The 26,764-nt window shown below is 69.9% G+C and carries 17 protein-coding genes; 10 read left to right on the top strand and 7 right to left on the bottom strand.

The window, feature by feature from the left end:
• Nucleotides 1-18: 18 nt before the first annotated feature.
• Both NF557_RS09685 and gltB read right to left on the bottom strand, forming a co-directional pair.
• Nucleotides 19-1,476 (bottom strand): glutamate synthase subunit beta, encoded by a 1,458-nt coding sequence (locus tag NF557_RS09685; protein ID WP_252619021.1) that lies wholly within the window; start codon nucleotides 1,474-1,476, stop codon nucleotides 19-21.
• On the bottom strand, nucleotides 1,469-6,052 hold the full coding sequence (gene gltB / locus NF557_RS09680; protein WP_252619020.1) for a glutamate synthase large subunit: 4,584 nt from the start codon (nucleotides 6,050-6,052) through the stop codon (nucleotides 1,469-1,471). Before gltB ends, NF557_RS09685 begins: the two co-directional genes overlap by 8 nt.
• 398 nt (nucleotides 6,053-6,450) lie before the next feature.
• Here gltB and uvrA point away from each other — a divergent pair, with 398 nt between their 5' ends.
• The 10 genes from uvrA (at nucleotide 6,451) to NF557_RS09630 (ending at nucleotide 18,282) form a co-directional block, all read left to right on the top strand.
• Complete coding sequence (uvrA, locus tag NF557_RS09675; protein ID WP_252624059.1) at nucleotides 6,451-9,342, top strand: excinuclease ABC subunit UvrA; 2,892 nt, start codon at nucleotides 6,451-6,453, stop codon at nucleotides 9,340-9,342.
• Between the two features lie 3 nt (nucleotides 9,343-9,345).
• Complete coding sequence (gene uvrC / locus NF557_RS09670; protein ID WP_252619018.1) at nucleotides 9,346-11,352, top strand: excinuclease ABC subunit UvrC; 2,007 nt, start codon at nucleotides 9,346-9,348, stop codon at nucleotides 11,350-11,352.
• Nucleotides 11,353-11,362: 10 nt separating this feature from the next.
• A complete protein-coding gene (gene rapZ / locus NF557_RS09665) occupies nucleotides 11,363-12,301 on the top strand; it encodes an RNase adapter RapZ (RefSeq protein ID WP_252619017.1) in 939 nt (312 codons plus the stop codon).
• Nucleotides 12,298-13,245: a gluconeogenesis factor YvcK family protein gene (locus NF557_RS09660; protein WP_252619016.1), complete on the top strand. Its 948-nt coding sequence runs from the start codon at nucleotides 12,298-12,300 to the stop codon at nucleotides 13,243-13,245. Before rapZ ends, NF557_RS09660 begins: the two co-directional genes overlap by 4 nt.
• A gap of 88 nt (nucleotides 13,246-13,333) precedes the next feature.
• Entirely contained in the window at nucleotides 13,334-14,314 is a 981-nt protein-coding gene (gene whiA / locus NF557_RS09655) for a DNA-binding protein WhiA (RefSeq protein WP_252619015.1), read from the top strand.
• A gap of 196 nt (nucleotides 14,315-14,510) precedes the next feature.
• Nucleotides 14,511-15,515 (top strand): type I glyceraldehyde-3-phosphate dehydrogenase, encoded by a 1,005-nt coding sequence (gap, locus tag NF557_RS09650; RefSeq protein ID WP_252619013.1) that lies wholly within the window; start codon nucleotides 14,511-14,513, stop codon nucleotides 15,513-15,515.
• An 8-nt stretch (nucleotides 15,516-15,523) separates the two neighbouring features.
• Nucleotides 15,524-16,729, top strand: a complete 1,206-nt coding sequence (locus tag NF557_RS09645) for a phosphoglycerate kinase (protein WP_252619011.1) — start codon at nucleotides 15,524-15,526, stop codon at nucleotides 16,727-16,729.
• Between the two features lie 3 nt (nucleotides 16,730-16,732).
• Entirely contained in the window at nucleotides 16,733-17,521 is a 789-nt protein-coding gene (gene tpiA / locus NF557_RS09640; protein ID WP_252619010.1) for a triose-phosphate isomerase, read from the top strand.
• 81 nt (nucleotides 17,522-17,602) lie between these two features.
• On the top strand, nucleotides 17,603-17,845 hold the full coding sequence (gene secG / locus NF557_RS09635) for a preprotein translocase subunit SecG (protein WP_252619009.1): 243 nt from the start codon (nucleotides 17,603-17,605) through the stop codon (nucleotides 17,843-17,845).
• Nucleotides 17,846-17,934: 89 nt separating this feature from the next.
• On the top strand, nucleotides 17,935-18,282 hold the full coding sequence (locus NF557_RS09630; protein WP_252619008.1) for an RNA polymerase-binding protein RbpA: 348 nt from the start codon (nucleotides 17,935-17,937) through the stop codon (nucleotides 18,280-18,282).
• A gap of 3 nt (nucleotides 18,283-18,285) precedes the next feature.
• Here the strand turns inward: NF557_RS09630 and pgl are convergent, their stop codons facing one another.
• From pgl to tkt, 5 genes are read right to left on the bottom strand one after another with little or no spacing between them, the layout of a single operon-like run.
• A complete protein-coding gene (gene pgl / locus NF557_RS09625) occupies nucleotides 18,286-20,154 on the bottom strand; it encodes a 6-phosphogluconolactonase (RefSeq protein ID WP_252619007.1) in 1,869 nt (622 codons plus the stop codon).
• Complete coding sequence (gene zwf / locus NF557_RS09620; protein WP_252619006.1) at nucleotides 20,151-21,692, bottom strand: glucose-6-phosphate dehydrogenase; 1,542 nt, start codon at nucleotides 21,690-21,692, stop codon at nucleotides 20,151-20,153. Before zwf ends, pgl begins: the two co-directional genes overlap by 4 nt.
• Nucleotides 21,689-23,320, bottom strand: a complete 1,632-nt coding sequence (locus tag NF557_RS09615) for a glucose-6-phosphate isomerase (RefSeq protein WP_252619004.1) — start codon at nucleotides 23,318-23,320, stop codon at nucleotides 21,689-21,691. The genes zwf and NF557_RS09615 overlap by 4 nt, the downstream gene beginning before the upstream one ends.
• Nucleotides 23,317-24,447, bottom strand: coding sequence for a transaldolase (gene tal, locus NF557_RS09610; RefSeq protein WP_252619003.1), 1,131 nt, complete (start codon nucleotides 24,445-24,447; stop codon nucleotides 23,317-23,319). The genes NF557_RS09615 and tal overlap by 4 nt, the downstream gene beginning before the upstream one ends.
• Before the next feature lie 5 nt (nucleotides 24,448-24,452).
• A complete protein-coding gene (gene tkt, locus NF557_RS09605; RefSeq protein WP_252619001.1) occupies nucleotides 24,453-26,675 on the bottom strand; it encodes a transketolase in 2,223 nt (740 codons plus the stop codon).
• Nucleotides 26,676-26,764 lie beyond the last annotated feature (89 nt).

Here is a 26,764-nt window from a genome sequence, read left to right as displayed (position 1 = left end):
GTCTGAGTCTAGGCAGCCTCAGACGGCGATCGGGGCGTCCGAGGGGCGCACCGGGGACGGGAGCGTGGTGGTGCCCGTGAGATAGCGGTCGACCGCGGCTGCACAGGCCCTGCCCTCGGCGATCGCCCACACGATCAGGGACTGTCCGCGACCGGCATCACCGGCCACGAAGACGCCGGTCTGCTCCGTGGCGTAGTCCTCGTCCCGGGCCAGGGTGCCCCGTGCCGTGGTGGCCAGCGTCGTCCCCGTGCGGATGACCGGGTCCGGTCCGGTGAAGCCGAGAGCGACGAGCACCAGGTCGGCCGGGATCGTCCGCTCCGTGCCGGCCTGTGCGTCAAACCAGCCGTCGACGCGCTCGCCGTCCACGATGTGGACCCCGGTGACCACCCCGTCCTGGGTGAGCACCTCGAGGGTGTTGACGCCGAAGACCCGCTCGCCGCCCTCCTCGTGGGACTCGCTGACCCGGTGGATCAGGGGATACATCGGCCACGGGTGGTGCTCCGGGCGGTCGGTGGACGGTTGGGGCCGGATGTCGAGCTGGGTGACGCTCGCAGCGCCCTGACGGATGGCGGTGCCGAAGCAGTCCGACCCGGTGTCACCGCCACCCACGATGACGACGCGCTTGCCGGCCGCATCCAGGCCGCGCGCGGCCCCGAGCGCCTCGCGGTTGGCGGGCACCAGATAGTCCATGGCCGGGTGCACACCCGCGATCTGCTGACCCGCGACGCCCAGCGGGCGAGGGACCGTCGACCCGACCGCCACGACGACGGCGTCGAAGCGCTCGGACAGCTCGGCCAGCGTGAGGTCGTCCTCCCCGTCACCACCGATGGTCACGCCGGTGCGGAAGCGGATGCCCTCCGCCCGCAGCTGGACCAGTCGGCGGTCCAGGACGGACTTCTCCATCTTGAACTCGGGGATGCCATAACGGAGGAGTCCGCCGATCGCGTCGTCCCGCTCAAAGACCACGACGGTGTGTCCGGCGCGCCCCAGCTGCTGGGCGGCGGCCAGGCCGGCGGGTCCGGAACCGACGACGGCGATGGTCCGCCCGCTGAGCCAGTCCGGCTCCTGCGCGGACACCAGGCCGTTGTCGAAGGCCCGGTCCACGATCGACAGCTCGACCTGCTTGATCGTGACCGCGGGCTGGCTGATGCCCAGCACGCAGGCCGTCTCACACGGTGCCGGGCACAACCGACCGGTGAACTCCGGGAAGTTGTTGGTCGCGTGCAGCCGCTCGATGGCCTCGCGGAAGTTGCCGCGACGGGTCAGGTCGTTCCACTCCGGGATCAGGTTGCCCAGCGGGCACCCCTGATGACAGAACGGGATGCCGCAGTCCATGCACCGACCGGCCTGGCGGCGCAGCGTGCCGTCCTCCTGGGCGGTGTGCACCTCCTTCCAGTCCATGATCCGCACTGGCACCGGCCGGCTGGGCTGGGGCTCACGGTCCCGGTGGGTCAGGAAGCCGCGCGGGTCAGCCATGGGAGTCCTCCAGGATGAGTTGCCACGCGTGCGGTCCGTCCGGGTCGTCTCCGCGGGCCTGCACCTCGTCGCGGATCCGGAGCACCCCGGCATACGTCCGCGGGGTGATCTGGGTGAACCGGGCGGGCCAGTCCGGTGTCGCCAGGACGTCCTGGGCCACGGACGACCCGGTCAGCTCGACGTGCTCGGTGAGCAGGGCGTGCAGGATCCCGGCCGTGAGTCCGCCCGGCTCCAGCTGCTCCAGCAGGAGGTCGCCGGTGGTCAACGCGGACTGGTTGACCTTCGCGGACACGAGATCGAGGCAGTATGCCGTGCCACCGGACATCCCGGCGCCCAGGTTGCGGCCGGTGGGACCGAGGATCAGCACCGTGCCTCCGGTCATATATTCCAGCGCGTGGTCGCCCACGCCCTCCACGACCGCGACAGCGCCGGAGTTGCGCACGCAGAAGCGCTCGCCGACCCGACCGCGGAGGTTGAGCTGACCGGACGTGGCGCCATAGCCGATGACGTTGCCGGCGATGACCTGGTCGGCCGCGACGAAACTCGCCTGCTCGGGTGGTCGCACGACGACGTGTCCGCCGGACAGCCCCTTGCCGACGTAGTCGTTGGCGTCGCCGACCATCCGCAGCCGGATGCCGCGGGGGAGGAAGGCCCCGAGGGACTGGCCGGCCGAGCCGGTCAGGGTCACGTCGATGGTGCCGTCGGGCAGGCCATCCGGTCCGTGACGCCTGGTGACCTCGTGCCCGAGCAGCGTGCCGACCGTCCGGTGCACGTTGCGCACAGCAAACTGCGCGGTGACCGGGGAGCGGTGCAGCAGCGCCGGTTGCGCGGCCGCGATCAGGTCGTGATCGAGCGCCCGGTCCAGTCCGTGGTCCTGGGTCCTGGTGCGCCGCAGCGCCGTGCCCTCAGGGACGTCCTCGGCGTGCAGGATCGGTGCCAGGTCCAGTCCGGCCGCCTTCCAGTGATCCACGGCGGCCACCGTGTCGAGCAGGTCCACCCGACCGATCACCTCATCCAGGGTGCGATAGCCGAGCGCAGCCAGCTGCTCGCGCACCTGCTCGGCGATGAACTCGAAGAAGGTGATGACGTGCTCGGCCTGCCCCGTGAAACGCTCGCGCAGCTCGGGGTTCTGGGTGGCCACCCCCACCGGGCAGGTGTCCAGGTGGCACACGCGCATCATCACGCAGCCGGAGACGACCAGTGCGGCCGTGGCGAAGCCGAACTCCTCGGCGCCCAGCAGCGCGGCGATGATCACGTCGCGGCCGGTTTTGAGCTGGCCGTCGACCTGCACCGTGATCCGGTCGCGCAGCCCGTTGCGCAGCAGCGTCTGCTGCGTCTCCGCCAGGCCCAGCTCCCACGGTGTGCCCGCATGCTTCAGCGAGGTGAGCGGGCTGGCCCCGGTGCCCCCGTCGAAGCCGGAGATGAGCACGACGTCGGCGTGCGCCTTGGCGACGCCGGCCGCGACCGTGCCGACCCCGACCTGGCTGACCAGCTTGACGTGCACGCGCGCCCGGGGGTTGGCGTTCTTGAGGTCGTGGATGAGCTGGGCGAGATCCTCGATGGAATAGATGTCGTGGTGCGGCGGCGGCGAGATGAGCCCGACCCCGGGGGTCGAGTGCCGGGTCGCGGCGATCCAGGGATAGACCTTGCCCGGCGGCAGCTGACCACCCTCGCCGGGCTTGGCGCCCTGCGCCACCTTGATCTGGATGTCGTCCGCGCTGACCAGATAGGCGCTGGTCACCCCGAACCGGCCCGAGGCGACCTGCTTGATCGCGGAGCGTCGCTCGGGGTCGAGGAGGCGATCCGGTTCCTCACCGCCCTCGCCGCTGTTGGAGCGGCCGCCGAGCCGGTTCATCGCGATGGCCAGGGTCTCGTGAGCCTCGCGTGAGATGGAGCCATAGCTCATCGCGCCGGTCGCGAACCGCCGGACGATCTCCTGGACCGGCTCGACCTCCTCCAGCGGCACGGGCTCGCGGTCGGCGGTCAGGCGCAGCAGGCCGCGCAGGGTCATCAGCTCCTCGGCCTGATGGTCGACCAGATCGGTGTAGCGCCGGAAGATGTCATAGCGGCCGGTGCGCGTCGAGTGCTGCAGCCGGAAGACGGTCTCCGGGTTAAACAGGTGCGGAGGCCCTTCGCGGCGCCACTGGTACTCACCACCGACATCGAGATTGCGGTGGTATGGCGTGATCCCGCTCAGCGGGTAGGCGACGCTGTGCCGGCGGCGCACCTCCTCGGCGACGACGTCCAGCCCGACGCCGTCGAGCTGGCTGGTCGTGCCGGTGAACCACCGGTCCACCAGCTCCCGCGACAGGCCCAGGGCCTCGAAGGTCTGCGCGCCACGGTAGGAGGAGACCGTCGAGATGCCCATCTTGCTCATCACCTTCAGCACGCCCTTGCCCAGCGCCCTGATCAGGTTGGCGATCGCGACGTCCGGGTCGAGGCCGTCGAGCTGCTGGCCTGAGCGGCACAGGTCCTCAACCGACTCCATCGCCAGATAGGGGTTGACCGCGGCCGCGCCGAAGGCGACGAGCAGGGCAACATGGTGCACCTCGCGCACGTCGCCGGCCTCCACGAGCAGGCCCACTCGGGTGCGCGTGTGCTCGCGAACGAGGTGGTGGTGGACCGCGCTGGTCAGCAGCAGGGACGGGATGGGGGCATGCTCCCGGTCCGCGTGCCGGTCCGACAGCACGATGAAGAAGGCCCCGCGGGCCACGGCCTCGGAGACCTGTGCGCAGATCTCCTCCAGTCGTGCCTCGAGCGCGTCGCCGCCGCCGTCGACCCGATAGAGGCCCCGGATGACGACGGGAGCGAAGTCAGGGCGCTGGCCCTCCAGGTTGATGTGGCGCAGCGCCGCGAGCTGGTCGTTGTCGATGACGGGGAAGTCCAGGACGACCTGGCGGGCGTGGGCGGGACTCTCCTCGAGCAGGTTGGCCTCAGGGCCGGTCGAGGAGGCCAGGGAGGTGACGATCTCCTCCCGGATGGCGTCCAGCGGTGGGTTGGTCACCTGGGCGAACGCCCCGACGAAGTAGTCGAAGAGCAACCGGGGCCGCGTCGACAGCGCGGCGATCGGGGTGTCCGAGCCCATCGCGCCCAGCGGCTCCGTGCCGGCCTGGGCCATGGGGGAGAGGATGATCCGCAGCTCCTCCTCGGTGTAGCCGAAGATCTGCTGCCGGCGGGTCACCGAGGCGTGCGTGTGGCGCACGTGCACCCGCTCGGGCAGGTCCTCCAACCGCACCAGGTTGTCCTGCAACCAGGTCCGGTAGGGCGCTCGCGCCGCAAGTTGTGCCTTGAGCGCGTGGTCGTCGACGATCTCGCCGGCAGCGGTGTCGACCAGGAACATCCGACCCGGCTCGACCCGCCCCTTGCGCACCACCGAGGACTCCGGGATGGGGAGCACGCCGGTCTCGCTGCCGAGGACGACCAGCCCGTCCTCGGTGACCCAGTAGCGGGACGGACGCAGACCGTTGCGGTCCAGGACCCCGCCGACCTGCGTGCCATCGGTGAACACCAGGTTCATGGGGCCGTCCCAGGGCTCCATCAGCGTGCCGTGGAACTCATAGAAGGCGCGCAGCTCGTCGGGCAGCTCGGCGTTGTTCTCCCACGCCTCCGGGACCATCATCAGCACGGCGTGCGGCAGCGAGCGCCCGCCCAGGTGCAACAGCTCGACCACCTCGTCGAAGGTGGCCGAGTCGCTGGCCCCGGGGGTGCAGATGGGCAGTGCGTCCGCCAGCTCGCCAGGGAACACCGTGGTCGTCAGGTTGCTCTCGCGGGCGTGCATCCAGTTGCGGTTGCCCCGCACGGTGTTGATCTCGCCGTTGTGCGCGATCATCCGATAGGGGTGGGCCAGCGGCCAGGAGGGGAAGGTGTTGGTGGAGAAGCGGGAGTGCACGACCGCCAGCCGTGACTCGAACCGTGCGTCGGTGAGGTCGGGGAAGAACTCGGCCAGCTGGGTGGTCGTCAGCATGCCCTTGTAGGTCAGCGTGCGACTCGACAGGGAGACCGGATAGACCTCGGTATGCCGTTCGATCACCTTGCGTGCCAGCCACACGCGGCGCTCCAGGTCCAGGCCGGACTCGCCGGTGGCGGAGGCCACGACCACCTGGCGCAGCAACGGCATGGTCGTGCGCGCCGTCGGCCCCACGATGTCCGGACGGGTGGGAACCTCACGCCAGGCCAGCACCTTAAGGCCGGCCCCGGTCAGCATCTCGTCCACCTGACGTCGGACCTGGCCCTCGTCGCGGTGGGCGGGTAGGAAGAGCAGCCCCACGGCATACCTCCCGGGCTCGGGGAGCTCGACCGGCAGGACCGCGCGCAGGAAGCGGTCGGGGACCTGAGTCAAGATGCCGGCTCCGTCACCGGAGTCCGGTTCTGCGCCGACCGCGCCCCGGTGATCCAGGTTGTGCAACGCGGTGATCGCGTGCGCGACGATGTCGTGGCCCGGATAGCCGCGCAGGGTGGCGACGAACGCCACGCCACAGGCGTCGTGCTCGTGGGCGCCGTCATAGAGGCCGACCGGGTGCGTCGCAGAGACCGGGCCGGTCGCGGTGGTGGTCGGGTGAGGGGGGCTCTGGTTCATGGCACCGTCCTGGGGGCGGGCAGCCTGTAGCCGCGGGGAGATGACCCGGGGCTGCGTTGACCCGGCGGGCGCAGCTCCCGGGAAGCGCCGGAAACTGCTGCGGTGACTGTAGACGCTGCACGTGGCTCCCGGACGGAACCGTGGCGAACGTCACATAACTATGCAGGTTGCAGCATAACTTGTCATGAGGACTGGTGGAAGGGTCAGAGACTGCGCGGAAAGCATGCGTCATACGCGGGTCGGCGCGCTGTGCCGACCCCATGGGAAGCATCCGCGCCGGTGGTGCGTTGCTGGGGGAGGTGTGCCTCAGCCGTGGGGCACTGTCAGTGGGAGGACATAACATCGAGAGCGTGCCTTCTCCGACTGCCCCGACCCCGTTGCCCCGCCACGACCGCCTCATGGTGCGTGGTGCGCGTGAGCACAACCTCAAGGACATCTCTGTCGACATCCCGCGGGACTCGCTGGTCGTCTTCACCGGTCTGAGCGGCTCGGGCAAGTCATCCCTGGCGTTCGACACGATCTTTGCCGAGGGACAGCGGCGCTATGTCGAGTCGTTGTCGGCCTATGCGCGCCAGTTCCTCGGGCAGATGGACAAGCCGGACGTCGACTTCATCGAGGGACTGTCGCCCGCGGTCTCCATCGACCAGAAGTCGACCAACCGCAACCCTCGCTCGACGGTGGGGACGATCACCGAGGTCTATGACTACCTCAGGCTGCTCTTCGCCCGAGTCGGGCGACCGCACTGCCCGGTCTGCGGTGAACCGGTCGGCCGGCAGACGCCGCAGCAGATCGTGGACCGGCTGCTCGAGCTGCCCGAGAGCACCCGCTTCCAGGTCCTCGCACCGGTCGTGCGAGCGCGCAAGGGTGAGTTCGTCGACCTCTTCGCCGAGCTGCAGCACAAGGGCTTCTCGCGGGCCCGGGTGGACGGTGAGGTCATCAGCCTGACCGAGCCCCCGCCGCTGGAGAAGCAGAAGAAGCACTCCATCGACGTGGTCATCGACCGCCTGGTGGCCAAGGGGGCCGACAGCAAGGCCAAGCAGCGCCTGACCGACTCGGTGGAGACGGCGCTGGGCCTGGCCGGTGGTCTGGTCGTCGTGGAGTTCGTCGACATCGCCGCGGACGACCCGCAGGGCCGGCCGCGGGAGCGGCGGTTCTCCGAGAAGATGGCCTGCCCCAACGACCACCCGCTGTCGATGGACGAGATCGAGCCCCGCTCGTTCTCGTTCAACAGCCCCTTCGGTGCCTGCCCCACCTGCACCGGCATCGGCGTCGAGCTCGAGGTCGACCCCGAGCTGGTGATCCGTGACGAGGACGCCAGCATCATGGACGGCGCGATCGTCCCGTGGTCCACCGCCAGCGGGATCAGCGACTACTTCGTGCGCGTGCTCGGCGGACTGGGGGAGGACCTCAAGTTCGACCTGAACACCCCGTGGCGGGCGCTGCCCGGGCGGGCACGCGACGCCATCCTGCACGGCTACCAGCACAAGGTGCACGTGCGCTACCGCAACCGGTTCGGCCGGGAGCGTGCCTACAGCACCGGCTTCGAGGGCGTGATCCCCTACGTCAAGCGCAAGCATGCCGAGACCGAGTCGGACACCAGCCGGGAGCGCTACGAGTCCTACATGCGCGAGGTGCCCTGCCCAGTCTGTCGGGGCAGCCGCCTGAAGCCGGAGAGCCTTGCGGTCACCGTCGGCGGCAAGAGCATCTCCGAGGTCTGTGCCCTGCCGATCGACCAGGGGGCTGCCTTCATCCGGGATGTGGAGTTCAGCGAGCGCGAGGCCCAGATCGCGGAGCTGGTGACCCACGAGATCTCCTCCCGGCTGCGCTTCCTGCTCGACGTCGGACTGGACTACATCTCGCTGGACCGTCCCGCCGCCACCCTCTCTGGTGGCGAGGCCCAGCGGATCCGCCTGGCCACCCAGATCGGCTCCGGTCTGGTGGGCGTGCTCTACGTCCTCGACGAGCCCTCCATCGGGCTGCACCAGCGGGACAACCATCGGCTGATCGAGACCCTGACCCGCCTGCGTGACCTCGGCAACACGCTGATCGTCGTCGAGCATGACGAGGACACCATCGAGGCGGCGGACTGGGTGGTGGACATCGGCCCGGGCGCCGGTGAGCACGGAGGTCGGGTCGTGCACTCAGGCTCCGTGGCCGACCTGCTTGCCCACCCCTCCTCTGAGACCGGCGCCTACCTGTCGGGGCGCAAGGAGATCCCGGTCCCGCAGAGCCGACGCTCTCAGGACGGTCGCCACGTCAAGGTCGTGGGCGCTCGCGAGAACAACCTGCAGGGTCTGGACGTCACGTTCCCTCTCAGCAACCTGGTGGCGATCACTGGGGTGTCGGGGTCGGGCAAGTCCACCCTGGTCAACGACATCCTCTACAAGGTGATGGCTAACAAGCTCAACCGGGCCCGGCACGTGCCGGGCCGGCACAAGCGGGTCGACGGGCTGGGCGAGCTCGACAAGGTGGTGCACGTCGACCAGGGCCCGATCGGGCGCACCCCGCGCAGCAACCCGGCGACCTACACCGGCGTGTTCGACCACGTCCGCAAGCTGTTCGCCGAGACCACCGAGGCCAAGGTGCGCGGCTACCTGCCGGGACGGTTCTCGTTCAACGTCAAGGGCGGCCGCTGCGAGGCGTGCCACGGTGACGGCACGCTGAAGATCGAGATGAACTTCCTGCCGGACGTCTACGTCCCCTGCGAGGTGTGCCACGGCGCGCGCTACAACCGGGAAACTCTGGAGGTCCACTTCAAGGGACGCACCATCTCGGAGGTGCTGGACATGCCGATCGAGGAGGCCGCCGAGTTCTTCGCCGCGGTCCCGGCGATCTCACGGCACCTCAAGACCCTGGTCGAGGTCGGCCTGGGCTACGTCCGGCTCGGCCAGCCCGCCACGACGCTGTCCGGCGGCGAGGCCCAACGCGTCAAGCTCGCCTCCGAGCTGCAGAAGCGCTCGACCGGGCGGACGATCTATGTGCTCGACGAGCCGACCACCGGCCTGCACTTCGAGGACATCCGCAAGCTCCTCGGGGTCCTGCAGGGTCTGGTCGACAAGGGCAACACCGTGCTGGTGATCGAGCACAACCTCGATGTGATCAAGAGCGCCGACTGGGTCATCGACCTCGGGCCCGAGGGTGGACGTGGCGGCGGCACCGTCGTCGCGGAGGGGACGCCCGAACAGGTCGCCTCCAACAGCGACAGCCACACCGGGCGCTTCCTGGCCGCGCTGCTCGACCGCGGGCGCAGTGCTACCCCCGCTCCCCGAGCGCGGGGGCGGTCCGCCTGACCCATGGCTGATCCCTCGACCTACCGTCCCCGGCCCGGTGAGATCCCGACCGAGCCGGGGGTCTATCGCTTCCGCGACGCCCACGGGCGGGTGATCTATGTCGGCAAGGCGATCTCCCTGCGGTCCCGCCTGAACTCCTACTTCCAGGACATCTCCGCGCTGCACCCGCGCACCCGCACCATGGTCCAGACGGGCGCCTCGGTGGAGTGGACGGTCGTGCGCAACGAGGTCGAGGCGCTGCAGCTTGAGTACGCCTGGATCAAGGAGTACGACCCGCGGTTCAACGTCAAGTACCGCGACGACAAGTCCTACCCCTACCTCGCGGTGACCATGGGCGAGGAGTTCCCCCGCGCCCAGGTGATGCGGGGGGACAAGAAGCCCGGCACCCGCTACTTCGGGCCCTACGCGCACGCGTGGGCGATCCGGGAGACCCTCGACCAGCTGCTGCGCGTCTTCCCGATGCGCACCTGCAGCAAGGGGGTTTTCAACCGGGCGCACCAGGTGGGCCGTCCGTGCCTGCTCGGCTACATCGACAAGTGCGCGGCACCCTGCGTCGGGTGGGTCTCGCCCGAGGAGCACCGCGCGATCGCCGAGGACTTCTCTGACTTCATGGCCGGCAACACCGGTCACTTCGTCAAGGACCTCGAGCGCCGGATGCAGGCGGCGAGCAAGGAGCTCGACTTCGAGACGGCCGCCCGGCTGCGCGACGACATCGTGGCGCTCCAACGTGCCCTCGAGAAGTCGGCGGTCGTGCTCCCGGATGCCACCGACGCCGACATCTTCGCGCTCGCCGACGACGAGCTGGAGGTGGCCTTCCAGCTCTTCCACGTGCGCGGTGGCCGGGTGCGCGGGCAGCGCGGGTGGGTCAGCGAGAAGGGGGCTGAGCAGCTGGCCGACATCGTGGAGCACCTGCTGCTGCAGGTGTATGGCGATGAGTCCCGGGAGGGGGTGCCCCGGGAGGTCCTGGTCCCGGTGGCGCCGAGCGGACGGGCCAACCTGGAGGCGTGGCTGAGCGAGCTGCGTGGTGCCCGGGTCGAGGTCCGGGTGCCGCAACGCGGCGACAAGCGAGCCCTCCTGGAGACCGTGGCCCGCAACGCCCAACAGTCGCTGGCGCGCCACAAGGTCGCGCGCTCCGGAGACCTCACCGCGCGCAGCCAGGCGCTGCAGGAGCTGCAGGAGGTCCTGGATCTCGACGAGGCCCCGCTGCGCATCGAGTCCTTCGACATCAGCCATGTCCAGGGCAGCGACGTGGTGGGGTCGATGGTGGTCTTCGAGGACGGCCTGCCACGCAAGAGCGAATACCGTCGCTTCATCGTGCGCCACGGCACCGGAGATGACACCGCGGCGATGCACGAGGTGCTCACCCGCCGCTTCCGGCACCTGGTCACCGCTCCCGCGCCGACGGAGTCCGACGTGCGTTCGGGGGAACAGTCCGACGCAGTCTCGGGGGAACAGCCCGACGCAACCTCTGGGGAACAGCCCATCGGGCAGCCGGTCGGCCCCGACGGCAGGCCCAACCGGTTTGCCTATCCGCCCAACCTCGTGGTCGTCGACGGTGGCCTGCCCCAGGTCAACGCGGCAGCCGCGGCCCTCAGCGAGATCGGCGTCACCGATGTCTCCGTGATCGGGCTGGCCAAGCGCCTCGAGGAGATCTGGGTCCCCGGCCAGGAGTTCCCGGTCATCCTGCCGCGCACCAGCGAGGGCCTCTACCTCCTGCAGCGGGTGCGTGACGAGGCTCACCGGTTTGCCAACACCTTCCATCGCCAGCGTCGGTCCAAGTCGATGACCGTGAGCCGGCTCGACGGCATCCCGGGGCTGGGTCCGGCCCGGCAGAAGGCGCTCCTGCGGGCCTTCGGGTCGGTCCGCCGCATGGAAGCGGCTACGGTCGAGGAGCTGACCGAGGTCTCCGGCATCGGTCCCGCCCTGGCCGTGCTCGTCCACGCGAGACTCACCGGTGACCAGGCGCGGGTGCCGGGCGTTAACCTGGCCACTGGCGAAGTTGTTGACTGAGGAGAGCGACATGACTGATCTCGACGCGGACGCGTCCGAGGCCCCTGCCGCGTCTGACAGCCACGGGTCGGAGGTTATGGCGGACTCTGAGCACCGGGAGTTCGTGCTGATCACCGGCATGAGCGGGGCCGGCCGGTCGACCGCCGCCAACGTCCTGGAGGACCGGGGCTGGTATGTCGTGGACAACATCCCGCCCAAGATGCTCGTCGACCTGGTCGACGTGGTCTCTGGAGGCACGCGCCCCCAGAAGCTTGCGGCCGTCGTGGATGTGCGCAGCAGGGACTTCACGACCGAGCTGTCCCAGGCCATCCAGACCCTCAACGACAAGGGCATCAGACCGCGCACCATCTTTGTGGACGGCACCGACGAGGCTCTGGTGCGACGGTTCGAGAGCGTGCGCCGACCGCACCCCCTCCAGGACGAGGGGCTGCTCCTGGACGGCATCCACAAGGAGCGCCGCATGCTCGGTAGCATCCGCGCCGGCGCCGATGTCGTCATCGACACCACCGGCTACAACGTGCACCAGCTGGGCATCGCCGTCGACGAGCTGATCAACACCGACATCACGGTCAAGCTGCGCCTGGCGATCCTGTCGTTCGGCTTCAAGTACGGCATCCCCCTGGACGCCGACGTCGTGCTCGACCTCCGCTTCCTGGTCAACCCCTACTGGCAGCCCGAGCTGCGCCCGTTCACCGGCCGCGACCCGCAGGTGCGGGACTACGTGCTCCAGCAGCCCGGGTTGGACCGCTACCTGGACGCCGTGACCGAGATGCTGCACGTCTCGGTGGACGGCTACCTCGCAGAGGGGCGCCGCTATGTCACGGTCGCGATCGGCTGCACCGGCGGCAAGCACCGCTCCGTGGCGGTCACCGAGGAGCTGATCCGTCGGCTCGAGGGCCGGGACGGGGTCGCGCTCACCAGCTTCCACCGTGATCTGGGACGCGAGTGAGCGGCCCCCGCGTCGTCGCGCTGGGCGGCGGTCACGGCCTCGCCGCGTCACTGCAGGCGCTGCGGCACCTCACCGAGGAGATTACCGCGGTGGTGACCGTCGCCGACGACGGTGGCTCGAGCGGCCGCCTGCGTGACGAGTTCGGCATCCTCCCTCCCGGTGACCTGCGGATGGCCCTGGCGGCACTCTGCGAGGACACCGCGTGGGGCCACCAGTGGTCCGCCGTCCTCCAGCACCGTCTCGGGGGTGGCGGAGAGCTCGCGGGCCACGCGCTGGGCAACCTGCTGATCATGGGCCTGTGGGAGTTGCTGGACAGCCCGATTGGCGGACTGGACCTGGTCGGCAGGCTCCTCAACACCCGCGGCCGGGTCCTGCCGATGTGCGAGGTGCCCCTCGAGATCGAGGCGACGGTCCTCGGTGCCGAGCCCGAGCAGCCCCAGGAGATCTCGGTCGTCAAGGGCCAGTCGCGAGTCGCGGCCACCCCGGGGCGGGTGATGAGCGTGTGCCTGGTGCCCGACGAGCCGCCGGCGTCCGAACCGGCGCTGGAGGCCATCAAGCTGGCCGACTTCGTGATCCTCGGGCCCGGCTCGTGGTTCACCTCGGTCATGCCGCACCTGCTGGTCCCAGACCTTCGCGACGCGCTGGTGCACACGCCGGCCCGACGCATCCTCACCCTCAACGTGGGCATGGACGACGACGAGACCCAGGGCTTCTCTCCGGCGGAGCACATCGAGGTCCTCTCCGCCCACGCGCCCGACCTCACGGTCGACTACGTCATCGCCGATCCAGCAGTGGTCCGGCCGGACGAGGACGGCCTGCGCGAGGTCGCTCAGGGCATCGGCGCTGAACTCGTCGTGACGCCGGTGCGTAAGATGCGGAGACCGCGGGAGCACGACACCCTGCGGCTGGCGGCTGCCTACCGAGATGTGATCCTCGGTGGCTGAGCACGGCACCACCCGAAAGACTCGGACGTCGCAGAATCGGACCTCACAGAATCGGACCTCACAGAATCGGACCTCTAAGGGGGGCACCATGGCCATGACAGCTCGCGTGAAGGACGAACTCGCCCGGCTGCCGGTGACCAAGACCTGCTGCAAGAAGGCCGAGGTCTCCACGATGCTCCGGTTCGCCGGAGGCCTGCACATCATCGGTGGACGGATCGTGATTGAGGCCGAGGTGGACACGGCACAGGTTGCCCGTCGACTGCGCGCCTTCATGGCCGAGGTCTACGGCTCCAGCAGCGAGGTGGTCGTGATGGGCCCCGGAGGCCTGCGCAAGGGGACCAGGTATGTCGTGCGCGCCACCTCCGACGGAGAGTCGCTGGCCCGGCAGACCGGGTTGATCGACCATCGGGGGAGGCCGGTGCGCGGGCTGCCGCCCCGCATCGTCGGGGCGTCCGTCTGTGACGCGGAGGCCGCGTGGCGCGGTGCGTTCCTGGCCCACGGGTCGATCACCGAGCCCGGACGCTCGTCGGCCCTGGAGATCACCTGCCCGGGACCTGAGGCAGCCCTCGCCCTGGTCGGGGCCGGGCGACGGATGGGCATCCAGGCCAAGGCCAGGGAGGTGCGCGGGGTCGACCGGGTGGTGCTGCGCGACGGCGACGCGATCGGGGCGATGCTGACCCGGCTGGGTGCCCACGAGGCGGTGCTGGCCTGGGAGGAGCGCCGGATGCGCCGAGAGGTGCGCGCCACCGCCAACCGGCTGGCCAACTTTGACGACGCTAACCTGCGGCGGTCTGCGCGGGCCGCCGTGGCTGCGGGGGTGCGCGTGGCGCGGGCCCTGGAGATCCTCGGTGACGAGGCACCCGAGCACCTGCAGGTGGCCGGGCTGCTGCGGGTTCAGCACAAGCAGGCGTCCCTCGAGGAGCTGGGGCAGCTTGCGGACCCGCCGATGACCAAGGACGCCGTCGCCGGGCGGATCCGACGGCTGCTGGCGATGGCCGACAAACGGGCCGAGGACCTCGGCATCGAGGGCACCGAGGCGAGCCTGACCGCCGACATGCTGGACGACTGACTCACCATGCCCGGAGTGTTCCGGGGCGAGCTGACCGCCGACAGCCTGGACGTCTGACTCACCACGTCGGAGCGCGCCCCAGGAGTGCGGGTGCCGGGTGGTTGCTGCAGGGACTCATCCCATAGGTTAGGTCTTGAAGGGTTCCACCCGTTCACGACCCTGCAGGTGCTGCAGGAGGATTTTGGAGGCTGGTCCAGTGACCGTTCGCGTAGGCATCAATGGCTTTGGCCGCATCGGCCGCAACTTTGCCCGGGCCGTGCTGGCCTCGGGCGCGGACGTCGAGATCGTCGGCGTCAACGACCTGACCGACAACGAGACCCTGGCGCACCTGTTGAAGTACGACTCGATCCTGGGGCGTCTCGGCCAGGAGGTCTCCTCCACCGACGACGACATCACCGTGGGCGGCAAGACCATCAAGGCGTTCGCCGAGAAGGACCCGGCGGCCCTGCCATGGGGTGACCTGGGCGCCGACATCGTCATCGAGTCGACCGGCATCTTCACCGACGCAACCAAGGCCAAGGCCCACCTCGACGGCGGCGCCAAGAAGGTCATCATCTCCGCCCCGGGCAAGAACGAGGACTTCACCGTCGTCCTCGGCGTCAACGACGGCGACTACGACCCCGAGAACCACCACATCATCTCCAACGCCTCCTGCACGACGAACTGCCTGGGACCGATGGCCAAGGTGCTGCATGAGGAGTTCGGGATCGTCAAGGGTCTGATGACCACGATCCACGCCTACACCGCCGACCAGAACCTGCAGGACGGCCCGCACAAGGACCTGCGTCGCGCCCGTGCCGCTGCCCTCAACATCGTGCCGACCACCACCGGCGCCGCCAAGGCGATCGGCCTGGTGATGCCGGAGCTGAAGGGCAAGCTCGACGGCTTCGCGCTGCGCGTGCCGACCCCGACCGGCTCGGCGACCGACCTGACCTTCGAGGCCAGCCGTGAGGTGACCGTCGAGGAGGTCAACGCCGCGGTGAAGAAACACGCCGAGGGCGCTCTGGAGGGCATCCTGCGCTACACCGAGGACCCGATCGTCTCCAAGGACATCGAGGGGGACCCGGCCTCGTGCATCTTCGACGCCGGCCTGACCCGGGTCATCGGCAACCAGGTCAAGGTCGTCGGCTGGTACGACAACGAGTGGGGCTACTCCAGCCGCCTGGTCGACCTCACCGTCCTGGTCGGCAGCAAGCTCTGAGCCGCGCGATGAAGACGATCGCCGACCTCGGCGACCTCACCGGTCGCCGCGTCCTGGTCCGCAGCGACCTCAACGTCCCGCTCGACGACGGCGGCGCGATCACGGACGACGGACGGGTCCGCGCCTCGGTGCCCACCATCAAGGAGCTCGCCTCCCAGGGTGCGCGCGTCATCGTGACCGCGCACCTGGGGCGCCCCAAGGGCGTCCCGGAGGAGAAGTACTCCCTCAAGCCCGTCGCGAGCCGGCTCGAGGAGCTCCTCGGCCAGCCGGTCGCCTTCGCCACCGACACGGTGGGGGAGTCCGCCAGGGAGGCCGTCGAGGCCCTGGAGGACGGGCAGGTGCTACTGCTGGAGAACCTGCGCTTCAACAAGGGCGAGACCGCCAAGACCGCGGAAGAGCGCCGCGAGTTCGCCGAGCAGCTCGCGTCCCTGGCCGACGCCTACGTCAGCGACGGCTTCGGTGTCGTGCACCGGGAGCAGGCCAGCGTCTTCGACATCACCAAGCTGCTGCCGTCCGCGGCCGGCGGGCTGGTCCAGTCCGAGGTCGAGGTGCTGCGTCGCCTCACCGAGGATCCGCAGCGGCCGTATGCCGTGGTGCTGGGTGGTGCGAAGGTGTCCGACAAGTTGGGGGTCATCGACAACCTGCTCGGCAAGGCCGACCGGTTGCTCATCGGTGGAGGCATGGTGTTCACCTTCCTCAAGGCCCAGGGCCACGAGGTCGGCAAGAGCCTGCTTGAGGAGGACCAGCTCGACGTGGTCCGCGGCTACCTGAAGACGGCCGAGGAGACCGGCGTCGAGATCGTCCTGCCGACCGACATCGTCGCGGCGACCGAGTTCTCCGCTGACGCGGACCACGAGGTCGTCCCGGCAGACCAGATCCCGGCCGACCGCATGGGGCTGGACATCGGCCCGGACTCGGCCAGGCTGTTCGCCGAGAAGCTGGCCGACGCCAAGACCGTGTTCTGGAACGGGCCGATGGGCGCGTTCGAGATGCAGCCGTATGCCGCGGGCACCGAGGCTGTGGCACGAGCCCTGGTCGACATCACGGCGAGCCACGGCGCACTCACGGTGGTCGGCGGCGGCGACAGCGCGGCCGCGGTGCGCCAGTTCGGGCACTCAGACGATGAGTTCGGGCACATCTCGACAGGCGGCGGTGCCTCACTGGAGTTTCTCGAGGGCAAGACCCTGCCCGGCCTACTCGTCTTGGAGGACTGAACGATGGCGACCCGGATCCCGCTGATGGCGGGCAACTGGAAGATGAACCTGGACCACCTGCAGGCCACGCACCTCGTGCAGAAGCTCGACTGGAGCCTGCGGGACGCCAAGCACGACTTCGCTGCGGTCGAGGTCGTCGTGGTGCCGCCGTTCACGGACCTGCGCTCGGTCCAGACGCTGGTGCAGGGGGACCGACTGGAGCTGGGCTATGGCGCCCAGGACCTGTCCCAGCACGACTCCGGCGCCTACACGGGCGAGATCTCAGGGGCGTTCCTGGCCAAGCTGGGCTGCAGCTATGTCGTCGTGGGTCACAGCGAGCGGCGGGAGCTGCACGGCGAGACCGACGAGGTCGTCGCGGCCAAGGTGGCGGCTGCACTGCGCCACGACCTGGTGCCGATCATCTGCGTCGGAGAGCCGCTGGAGGTCCGCCAGGCCGGCGAGCACGTCCCACACGTGCTGGCCCAGCTCGACGCGGCTCTGGCCGGGCTCGACGCCGCGACGGCGCAGGGCCTGGTCATCGCCTACGAACCGGTGTGGGCGATCGGCACCGGCGAGGTCGCGACCCCGGCCGATGCTCAGGAGGTGTGCGCGGCGATCCGCACCCGGGTCGCCGAGCTGACCACCGGCGACACAGCCGACGCGGTGCGCATCCTGTATGGCGGCTCGGTCAAGCCCGGCAACGTGGCCTCGATCATGTCCGAGACCGACGTCGACGGCGCGCTCGTGGGTGGCGCCTCGATCAACGTCGAGGACTTCGCGAGCATCTGCCGCTACCAGCAGCACGTGGGTTAACGGCGCCCCACTGTGGGTTACCCTGGGATCTGCTCAAGAACGCGGGCCAGGCGGCCCGACCCCGACGTGAGGTGTTAGCCAGTGGATGTGGTCCGGATCTTCCTTGACGTGCTGCTCGTGCTGAGCAGTGCGTTCCTGGTGCTGCTCATCCTCATGCACAAGGGGCGTGGTGGTGGCATGTCCGACATGTTCGGTGGCGGCATGTCCAGCAGCCTCGGCGGATCGAGCGTGGCCGAGCGCAACCTGACCCGCATCACCGTGGCCGTGTCCCTGATCTGGGTCGCCTCGATCGTCGGGATCGGCATGCTCATCCGCTTCGGCTGACGCGACCCGCCCCGCGCCCTGCTGACGCGCGGGGTCTTCCCGGGTTACATTGCTGACTCGGGGCAGTTGAGTCTCCAGGAGGTCCAGTCATGGTCGGGTCCAGTTCCATCCGGGGCAGTCGTGTGGGGTCGGGGCCCATGGGTGAGGCAGAGCGCGGTGAGGCCGCGCCCAGGATCCAGGTGTCCTACTGGTGCGCCAACGGCCACGAGAGCCGCCCGAGCTTTGCCACCGAGGGGGTGGAGAACGCCCCCGAGTTCTGGGACTGCCCGCGCTGCGGACTCCCGGCGGGACAGGACAAGGACAACCCGCCTCCCGAGCCCCGCAACGAGCCCTACAAGACGCACCTGGCCTATGTGAAGGAGCGTCGCTCCGACTCGGCGGGTGCGGAACTGCTCGACGAGGCCCTCAACACCCTGCGCGAGCGTCGCGGAGGCTGACGCTCAGTTCCCGGCAGCCGCCTGGTCGTTCCCGGCAGCCGCCTGTTCGTTCCCGGCAGCCGCCCGGTCGAGCCACCACATCGTCTCTGCGGTCCCTCGGACCCACGAGGCCGGCAGGTGCGGGTCATCCCGGGTGGCGCGTGCTGCGCGGACCGCCTCGGCCTTGTCGGCCCCGGCCACGACCAACCAGACCCGTTCGGCCGCGTTGATCGCGGGCACGGTCAGCGAGAGCCGCAGCGGGGGCGGCTTGGGAGAGTCAGTGACAGGCACGCACCCCCGGTCGGTCTCGTGCAGCTCGGGACGGTCGGGGAAGAGCGAGGCCACGTGGGCATCGGGCCCGACACCCAGCAGCACGACGTCGAACTGCGGCGACCGCGCACCCTCAGGGGCATGGATAGCCAGCTCGCTGGCCCACCTGGCTGCGGCCTCGCCGAGCTCGTCCTCACTGCTCCCGGCGGGAGCGGAGTGGACGTTGGCAGCGGGCACCGGGAGTCGCTCCAGACCGGCATCGCGAGCCTGCTGGTCGTTGCGGTCCGCGTCACCCTCCGGCACGAAGCGTTCATCGCCCCACCAGATGTGGACCTGGCTCCAGACCTCGGAGGACAGGTCCTGCTCGGCCAGGGCGCCCATGGTCCGGGCACCCATGGAGCCGCCGGTCAGTGCCACGTGTGCCACGCCGCGCACCGCCACGGCGGCCTCGAGCGTGCTGACCAGTGCGGCAGCGACGGCGCCGGCAAGAGAGTCCGGGTCCGCAGACTCCCGCACCGTCCCGGCACCGGCCTCGGCGACGGCTGCATCCACCTGTTCCTGCAACCGGGTCTGGGAGGGGACTTCCTCGCGTGGCTTGCGACCTTGCAGTGCCCGGGCCGACATCGAGGGGCCATCGCTGTCCGGCAGCTCCGCCGGGCCGGCGGGCACCTCCCCGGCGCGGGCGGCCTTGGCAGCGCCCACGGTCCGGCGGGTGACCTCTGGCAGACCGTCGGTGAGGGAGGCGGCATAGACCTCGTCCGCATCGAGCCGGCGCAGCTCTGCCGCCAGGCACTCGGCGGCGTTCGGGATGCTCAGCGCCACCTCGCGGGTCGGTCTCCCAGGCTGGGCCAGGGTGGACAGGCCCTCGTCGGCCCGCACCAGGTCGATAGGACCATCCGCGCGGTCGAGGCGCACGCTCACGATCCCGGTGCCCTGGGCACTGTTGACCCGCTGGACCGGGACGTCGAGCGCTTGCGCGAGCCACCCGGCGATGAGGTCGGCGCTGGCCTCGCCCGGTTCGGCGACGACGGCGGCGGAGGTGACGGGCTCGTGCGGTGGCTCGTCCAGCGCGGCCGCGAGGAGGCCGCGCCACCGCGTGATGCGGGTCCAGGACAGGTCAGTGTCTCCCGGCTCGTAGTGCTTGGCCCGGCGCCGCAGCTGGGTGGCCGGCTTGGCGCAGGCACCTGCGTCGGTGATCCGTCGGCGCGCCATGGCACCCAGGGGGCTGGCCGCGACGTCTGCCGGTGGTTCTCCGGGCCACCAGGCGACGATGGGGGAGTCGGGCAGGAGCAGCGGGGTCACCACGGACGCGCCGTGGTCGGCCATCTCGCCAAAGAGCCGCAGGATGACGATCTCGCTGGCGCCGGCGTCACCACCGACCCGGATCTGACCATCGAGGCGGCTGGCACCGCGACGGTTGGCCCGCACCAGCACCAGGATCCGTGCTGGGTGCTGACGCGTGGCGTCGTTGGCCACCTCGATGGCGGTGTCCGCCAGCTCCTCGTCGGTCACCAGCAACAGGGTCAGTACCCGGCCCATCGCCATGGCCCCCACTGAGTGGCGGAGGGCGATCAGGCGTTTGCTGATGTCGGTCGTGGTCGTGCTGGGCAGGTCGACGATCATGGCAGCCTCCACTCGCGCCCGTCCCGGCGCATCAGCTGGTCCGCGGACTCAGGACCCCAGGTGCCCGCGCGGTAGGAGCCGGGCACCACGCGCTTGCTCTCCCAGTGCTCCACGACGGGGTCCAGGATCTTCCAGGAGAGCTCGACCTCCTCATGCTGGGGGAAGAGCGGTGGGTCACCGAGCAGCACGTCCAGGATCAGTCGCTCATAGGCTTCCGGGCTGGACTCGGTGAAGGAGGCGCCGTAGCCGAAGTCCATCGTCACGTCGCGCACCTCCATCTGGGTCCCGGGGACCTTCGACCCGAAGCGCATCGTGATGCCCTCGTCGGGCTGCACCCGGATGACGATGGCGTTGCTGCCGAGCTCCTCGGTGGCGGTGCTGCTGAAGGGCAGGTGCGGCGCGCGCTTGAACATCACGGCGATCTCGGTCACCCGCTTGCCGAGCCGCTTGCCGGCCCGCAGATACCAGGGGACCCCCGCCCACCGGCGGGTGTCCACCTCGAGCTTCAGCGCGGCATACGTCTCGGTGAGCGAGTCGGCAGCGACGCCGTCCTCGTCCTTGTAGCCCTGGACGAGCTCGCTGCCCTGCCAGCCCTCGGCATACTGCCCCCTGGCGGTGCCGGTGGACAGGTCTGCCGGCAGTCGGGTGGAGGCCAGGACCTTGACCTTCTCGGTGCGCACGGCGGGGGCGGTGAAGCCGATCGGCTCCTCCATCGCCGTCAGGGCGAGGAGCTGCAGGAGGTGGTTCTGGATGACGTCCTTGGCGGCTCCGACGGTGTCGTAGTAGCCGGCGCGGCCGCCGATCCCGATGTCCTCGGCCATGGTGATCTGCACGTGGTCGACGTAGTGCGCGTTCCAGATCGGCTCGAACATCTGGTTGGCAAAGCGCAGCGCCAGGATGTTCTGGACCGTCTCCTTGCCGAGGTAGTGGTCGATCCGGAAGACCGAGTCCTGGGGGAAGACGTCCTCGACGATCCGGTTGAGCTCCCGGGCGCTCTCGAGGTCGTGCCCGAACGGCTTCTCGATGACGACGCGGCGCCAGGTGCCCGGGGTCGGGTCGCTGAGCCCGGACAGGCGCAGCTGCTCGCAGACCGTGGCGAAGAAGTCTGGCGGGATCGACAGATAGAAGGCGTGGTTGCCGCCGGTGCCCCGCTCCTCGTCCAGCTGGCGCACGGTGCTGGCCAGCGCCTGGAAGGCCTCCGGGTCGTCGAAGTTGCCGGGGACAAAACGGAAGCCCTCCGCCAGACCGCGCCAGACGTCCTCCCGGAACGGTGTCCGGGCATAGGTGCGCACCGAGTCGTAGACGACCTTGGCGAAGTCCTGGTCGGCCCAGTCCCGACGCGCGAAGCCAACCAGGGAGAACCCGGCGGGCAGCAGGCCGCGGTTGGCCAGGTCGTAGATCGCCGGCATCAGCTTCTTGCGGGCCAGGTCGCCGGTGACGCCGAACATCACCATGCTGCACGGCCCCGCGATTCGGGGCAGGCGCTTGTCGTCCGGGTGGCGGAGCGGGTTGTGCTCCTCGGTGCGTGCGGAGCTCACCCGGAACCCAGCACGGCGGTCAGCTGTGCCAACCCTTCCTCCTGGTCGGCCAGGTGCAGCCTCAGGACAGGTCGGCCAGCGTCCGCGAGCACCTTGGCGTCACCTGCGGCCTGCGCCGCGATGAATGTGCCGAGCGTGAACTCCTGGCCCGGCACGGGCAGGTCAGCCACCGGCTCGCCGGTGACCTGCAGATAGACGCCCACCTCAGGGCCGCCCTTGTGGAACTGACCGGTGGAGTGCAGGAACCGAGGCCCCCACCCGAACGTGACCGGACGACCGAGGCGGGTCTCGAGAGGGTCGCGGACGCCCGCGAGGTCAGCGTGCGCCAACCGGTCGAGATAGACCATGACCGAGAGATAGCCCCGGTCCGGGTCCACCTGTGCGAGGAGGGTGTCGACCGCTGCAGACAGGGAGTCAGCGGACGTCCCGAGGTCGAGGCTCGCGCCCGCCGTGCGGATCTCGACCGCGCCGTCGGTGCTAAGCGGTGCCTCCGTGGCGTCCGAGGGGTCGGCCATCAGCTCGCGCGCGGCGTTCTTGGCGCTCTCGACGTCCGGCTGGTCGAACGGGTTGATGCCCAGCAGACGCCCGGCCACGGCGGTGGCCACCTCCCAGAGGAGCAACTGTGCGCCGAGGGTGCCTGAGACGTTGATCTGGGACGGGACGTCCTCGCTGGCGGGAGACTCATCGTCGTCGGCGACGAGCGCCACGACGGAGGCGTCCGGGGCACCGGCCACGGCCGGAGCGGCCCCGTCGGTGCCGACGACGACCGGGAGCAGCCCGGTGCCCTGCTTGCCGGTGCTCTCGGCGATGAGCTGCTCGGCCCAGTCGGCAAACCCGACGATCGGCGTGCCGCGGTCGGTGAGGATCAGCTTGTCGCGCAGCGGCTGCGTGCCACCGAGGGCAGCACCCAGGCGCAGGCCAGGGTTGGCGGAGTCGTCCTCGGCGAGGAGGTCAGCCACCACCTCGGCCTCGTCCAGCAGCGCGCCGACGTCCACCCCGGCCAGTCCCGAGGGCACGAGGCCGAAGGCGGTCAGGGCCGAGTAGCGACCCCCGACGTCAGGGTCGGCGTTGATCACGCGGTAGCCGTCGGCGCGGGACTGCTGGTCCATCGCGCTGCCCGGGTCCGTGACGATGATGACGCGCTCGGTGGGGTCGATCCCGGCGTCCACGAACGCCTGGACAAAGATGCGCCGCTGGGAGTCGGTCTCGACTGTCGAGCCCGACTTGGAGGAGACGACGACGGCGGTGCCGGCCAGGTCGTCCTGCACGCAGGAGCGCACCATGTCGGGGTCGGAGGAGTCGACGACCACCAGCTCCACACCGGCGGTCGCGCAGATGACCTCTGGCGCCAGGGACGAGCCGCCCATGCCGCACAGCGCGATCCGGTGCACGCCACGGGTCTGGAGCTCCTCCCGCAGTGCCGCGATCTCGCCGACCAGGGGCCGCGAGGAGCGGTGCAGACCTGTCCACGCGAGTCGGATCGAGGCCTCGGACTCTGCCTCAGGACCCCACAGGGTGGCGTCCTGGGCAAACAGGCGGGAGGCGAACTTCTCCTCGACCAGCACCGGCAGGTGCGCCTCGACCGCGTCGGCCGCCGCGCCGAGCGCCTCGACGGACAGCGAAGTCACTTCGCCCCGCCCCCGAGCCGGTCCAGCTCGCCCTGCACGTCGGTGAGCAGCTCCTTCCAGGAGCCCACGAACTTGTCGAGCCCCTCGACCTCAAGGGTCTCCACAACCTGGGCATAGCTCACGCCCACGCGCTCCAGGTCGTCCATGAGCTGCTGCGCCTCGGCATACGTCCCCTCCACGGCGTTGGGCCTGATCTCACCGTGGTCAGCGACGGCCTCCATCGTCTTGTGCGGCATCGTGTTGACGGTGTTGGGGGCCACGAGGTCGGTGACATACATCGTGTCGGGGTAGTCCGGGTTCTTCACGCCGGTCGAGGCCCACAGCGGACGCTGGGCGTTGGCGCCATCGTCCTTGAGGTTCTGCCAGCGCGGGGTGGAGAAGACCTCCTCGTAGGCCTGGTAGGCCAACCGTGCGTTCGCCACACCGGCCTTGCCCCGCAGGGCCAGCGCCTCGTCGGTGCCGATGGCCTCCAGCTGCTTGTCGATCTCGCTGTCGACGCGGGAGACGAAGAAGGAGGCGACCGAGTGGATCGTCGACAGGTCCTTGCCGGCCTCGCGGGCCTGCTCCAGGCCCGTCAGGAACGCGTTCATGACGCCGCGGTAGCGATCCAGGGAGAAGATCAGCGTCACGTTGACGCTCGTGCCGTCGGCCAGCACCTTGCTGATCGCCGGGAGCCCTTCGACCGTCGCCGGGATCTTGATGAACAGGTTGGGCCGACCCACTGTGGTCCACAGCTGACGGGCCATCTCGACCGTGGCGTCGGTGTCTGCCTCTAACCGTGGGTCAACCTCGATGGAGACGCGGCCGTCGACCCCGTTCGTGGCGTCATACACCGGCTTGAGGATGTCGCACGCGTCGCGGACGTCGTCGGTGGTCAGCGCGAAGACGGTGGCGTCGACGTCGGTGCCCTTGCCGGCGAGCTCGCTCACCTGCGCGTCGTAGGCGTCGCCGGCGCTGATCGCGGTGGCGAAGATCGTCGGGTTGGTGGTGACACCGACGACGTGGCTGGTGTCGATGAGCTTCTGCAGCTCACCCGTGGTGATCATCGGGCGGCTCAGGTCATCGAGCCAGATGGAGACGCCGGCGGCGGACAGCTCGGCGAGCGGGTTCTTGGTGGACTCAGTCATGGTGCTCACTTCTCCTGGGTGGATGCGGGGACGTCGCCGATGGTCGGGCCACCCTCGGCCGGGTCTGCGCCGGACTCCTGGGTGGGGGCGCCGTCGGCACGGGCGGCAGCGATGGACTCCTGGGCGGCCGCTGCGACCGCCTCTGCGGTGATGCCGAACTCGCGGTAGAGGGTCTCGTAGTCGGCCGAGGCGCCGAAGTGGTCGAGGCTGACGATGCGCCCGGTGTCTCCGACGACCTCGCGCCAGCCCTGGGCCACGCCGGCCTCGACGCTGACCCGGGCCCGGACGGCAGGTGGGAGCACCTCGTCGCGGTAGGCCTGGTCCTGGGCGTCGAACCACTCGCGGCACGGCATCGAGACCACGCGGGCCCGCACGCCCTGCTCGGCCAGCTGCTCGCGCGCCTGCACGGCCAGCTGCACCTCCGAGCCGGTGCCGATGAGGACCACGTCGGGGTCGCCGCCGTCGGCGTCGACGAGGACATAACCGCCCTTGACGACGCCCTCGGCCGAGTTGAACGTGGTGCGGTCGAAGGTGGGGACGTTCTGGCGGGTCAGGGCCAGCCCGATCGGGTGGTCCTTGATCTGCAGCGCGGTCCGCCACGCGACGGCGGTCTCGTTGGCGTCGGCGGGCCGGACGACGTCGAGACCGGGGATGGCGCGCAGGGCGGCGAGGTGCTCGACCGGCTGGTGCGTGGGGCCGTCCTCGCCGAGCCCGATGGAGTCGTGGGTCCAGACGTAGACGACCGGCAGCTGCTGGATCGAGGCCAGGCGGACCGCGGGCCGCATGTAGTCCGAGAAGACCAGGAAGGTGCCTCCGTAGGGCCGGGTCAGACCTTCCAGGGCGATCCCGGACAGGATCATGCCCATGCCGTTCTCGCGGATCCCGAAGTGCAGGGTGCGGCCGTACTCGTTGCCCTTGAACATGTCGGTGGACTTGCCCGCGGGGACAAAGCTGGGCTCGTCCTTCATCGTCGTGTTGTTGGAGCCGGCCAGGTCCGCCGACCCGCCCCACAGCTCCGGCATGACCGGGGCCAGGGCGTTGAGCACCTCGCCGGAGGCGGCGCGGGTGGCCTTGCCCTTGGCGTCGGCCTCGAAGACCGGGAAGGCGTCCTCGAAGCCGTCGGGCAGCTCCTTGGCGACCAGGCGGTCGAGGAGGGCTGCTGCCTCGGTGTTGGCCTCACGCCAGGAGTGGTATGCCGTGTCCCACTCCGCGTGCGCCTGCTGGCCCCGCTCGATGACCTTGCGCGCATGGTCCAGCACCTCGGGCTCGTGCGGGAAGGCGACGTCGGGGTCGAAGCCGAGCAGCTTCTTGGTCGCCGCGACCTCGTCGTCGCCCAGGGCCGAGCCGTGGGAGGCGCCGGTGTCGCGCTTGTTGGGCGCGGGCCAGGCGATGATCGTGCGCAGCAGCACCAGGGTCGGCCGGTCTGACTGCTTGCTCCGTTCGAGGGCGGCGAAGAGGGCGTCGATGTTTTCGGTGTAGGGCTCGTGCTCGCGCCAGTCGACCGTCTCGGTGTTCCAGCCGTAGGACTCATAGCGCTTGGCGACGTCCTCGGAGAACGAGATGTCGGTGTCGTCCTCGATCGAGATGAAGTTCTGGTCATAGATGAGCGTCAGGTTGCCCAGCTCCTGGTGCCCTGCCAGCGACGAGGCCTCGGAGGCCACGCCCTCCATGATGTCGCCGTCGGAGGCGATCACCCAGATGTGGTGGTCGAAGGGGGAGGTGCCAGGGGCCGCGTCCGGGTCGAGCAGACCGCGCTGACGACGCTGGGCCATGGCCATGCCGACCGCTGTGGCCAGACCACTGCCGAGGGGGCCGGTGGTGAGCTCCACGCCCGTCGTGTGATGCACCTCGGGGTGGCCGGGGGTCTTGCTCTCCCACTGGCGCAGCGCCTCCAGGTCGGACAGCTCCAGTCCGTAGCCGTTGAGATAGAGCTGGACGTACTGGGTCAGGCTGGAGTGGCCGCAGGAGAGCACGAAACGGTCCCGGCCCAGCCAGTGCGGGTCACTGGGGTCGTGCTTCATGACGTTCTGATAGAGCAGATAGGCCACCGGGGCCAGGCTCATCGCGGTGCCGGGGTGGCCGTTGCCGGTCTTTTGCACCGCGTCGGCCGCCAGGAGGCGGGCAGTGTCGACCGCGCGCACATCGAGATCGGTCCAGCCGACCTCACTGGCCACGGGGGCGGCGAGACTCTCGTCCCGGTTAGTGGTGGGCTGAGTCGTCTCGGTCACGAGTCACTCCTCGGTGTCGGCGGGGCGGTGCAGCGGCTGCACCCGAGTCACCCCGACCTTAGTCCGGTCTGCGCGCGGACGCACTGTGC

Source organism: Ornithinimicrobium cryptoxanthini, assembly GCF_023923205.1.
In the GTDB taxonomy this organism is placed as follows: domain Bacteria; phylum Actinomycetota; class Actinomycetes; order Actinomycetales; family Dermatophilaceae; genus Ornithinicoccus; species Ornithinicoccus cryptoxanthini.
Note: the sequence above shows the minus strand (reverse complement) of the source record. Positions and strands in the feature narration are given on the sequence as shown.

Excerpts from the sequence above, each read along its gene's own strand:
- NF557_RS09685 (WP_252619021.1), bottom strand. The coding sequence starts at position 1,476 with ATGGCTGACCCGCGCGGCTTCCTGACCCACCGGGACCGTGAGCCCCAG.
- gltB (WP_252619020.1), bottom strand. The coding sequence starts at position 6,052 with ATGAACCAGAGCCCCCCTCACCCGACCACCACCGCGACCGGCCCGGTC.
- uvrA (WP_252624059.1), top strand. The coding sequence starts at position 6,451 with ATGGTGCGTGGTGCGCGTGAGCACAACCTCAAGGACATCTCTGTCGAC.
- uvrC (WP_252619018.1), top strand. The coding sequence starts at position 9,346 with ATGGCTGATCCCTCGACCTACCGTCCCCGGCCCGGTGAGATCCCGACC.
- rapZ (WP_252619017.1), top strand. The coding sequence starts at position 11,363 with ATGACTGATCTCGACGCGGACGCGTCCGAGGCCCCTGCCGCGTCTGAC.
- whiA (WP_252619015.1), top strand. The coding sequence starts at position 13,334 with ATGGCCATGACAGCTCGCGTGAAGGACGAACTCGCCCGGCTGCCGGTG.
- NF557_RS09645 (WP_252619011.1), top strand. The coding sequence starts at position 15,524 with ATGAAGACGATCGCCGACCTCGGCGACCTCACCGGTCGCCGCGTCCTG.
- tpiA (WP_252619010.1), top strand. The coding sequence starts at position 16,733 with ATGGCGACCCGGATCCCGCTGATGGCGGGCAACTGGAAGATGAACCTG.
- NF557_RS09630 (WP_252619008.1), top strand. The coding sequence starts at position 17,935 with ATGGTCGGGTCCAGTTCCATCCGGGGCAGTCGTGTGGGGTCGGGGCCC.
- pgl (WP_252619007.1), bottom strand. The coding sequence starts at position 20,154 with ATGATCGTCGACCTGCCCAGCACGACCACGACCGACATCAGCAAACGC.
- tal (WP_252619003.1), bottom strand. The coding sequence starts at position 24,447 with ATGACTGAGTCCACCAAGAACCCGCTCGCCGAGCTGTCCGCCGCCGGC.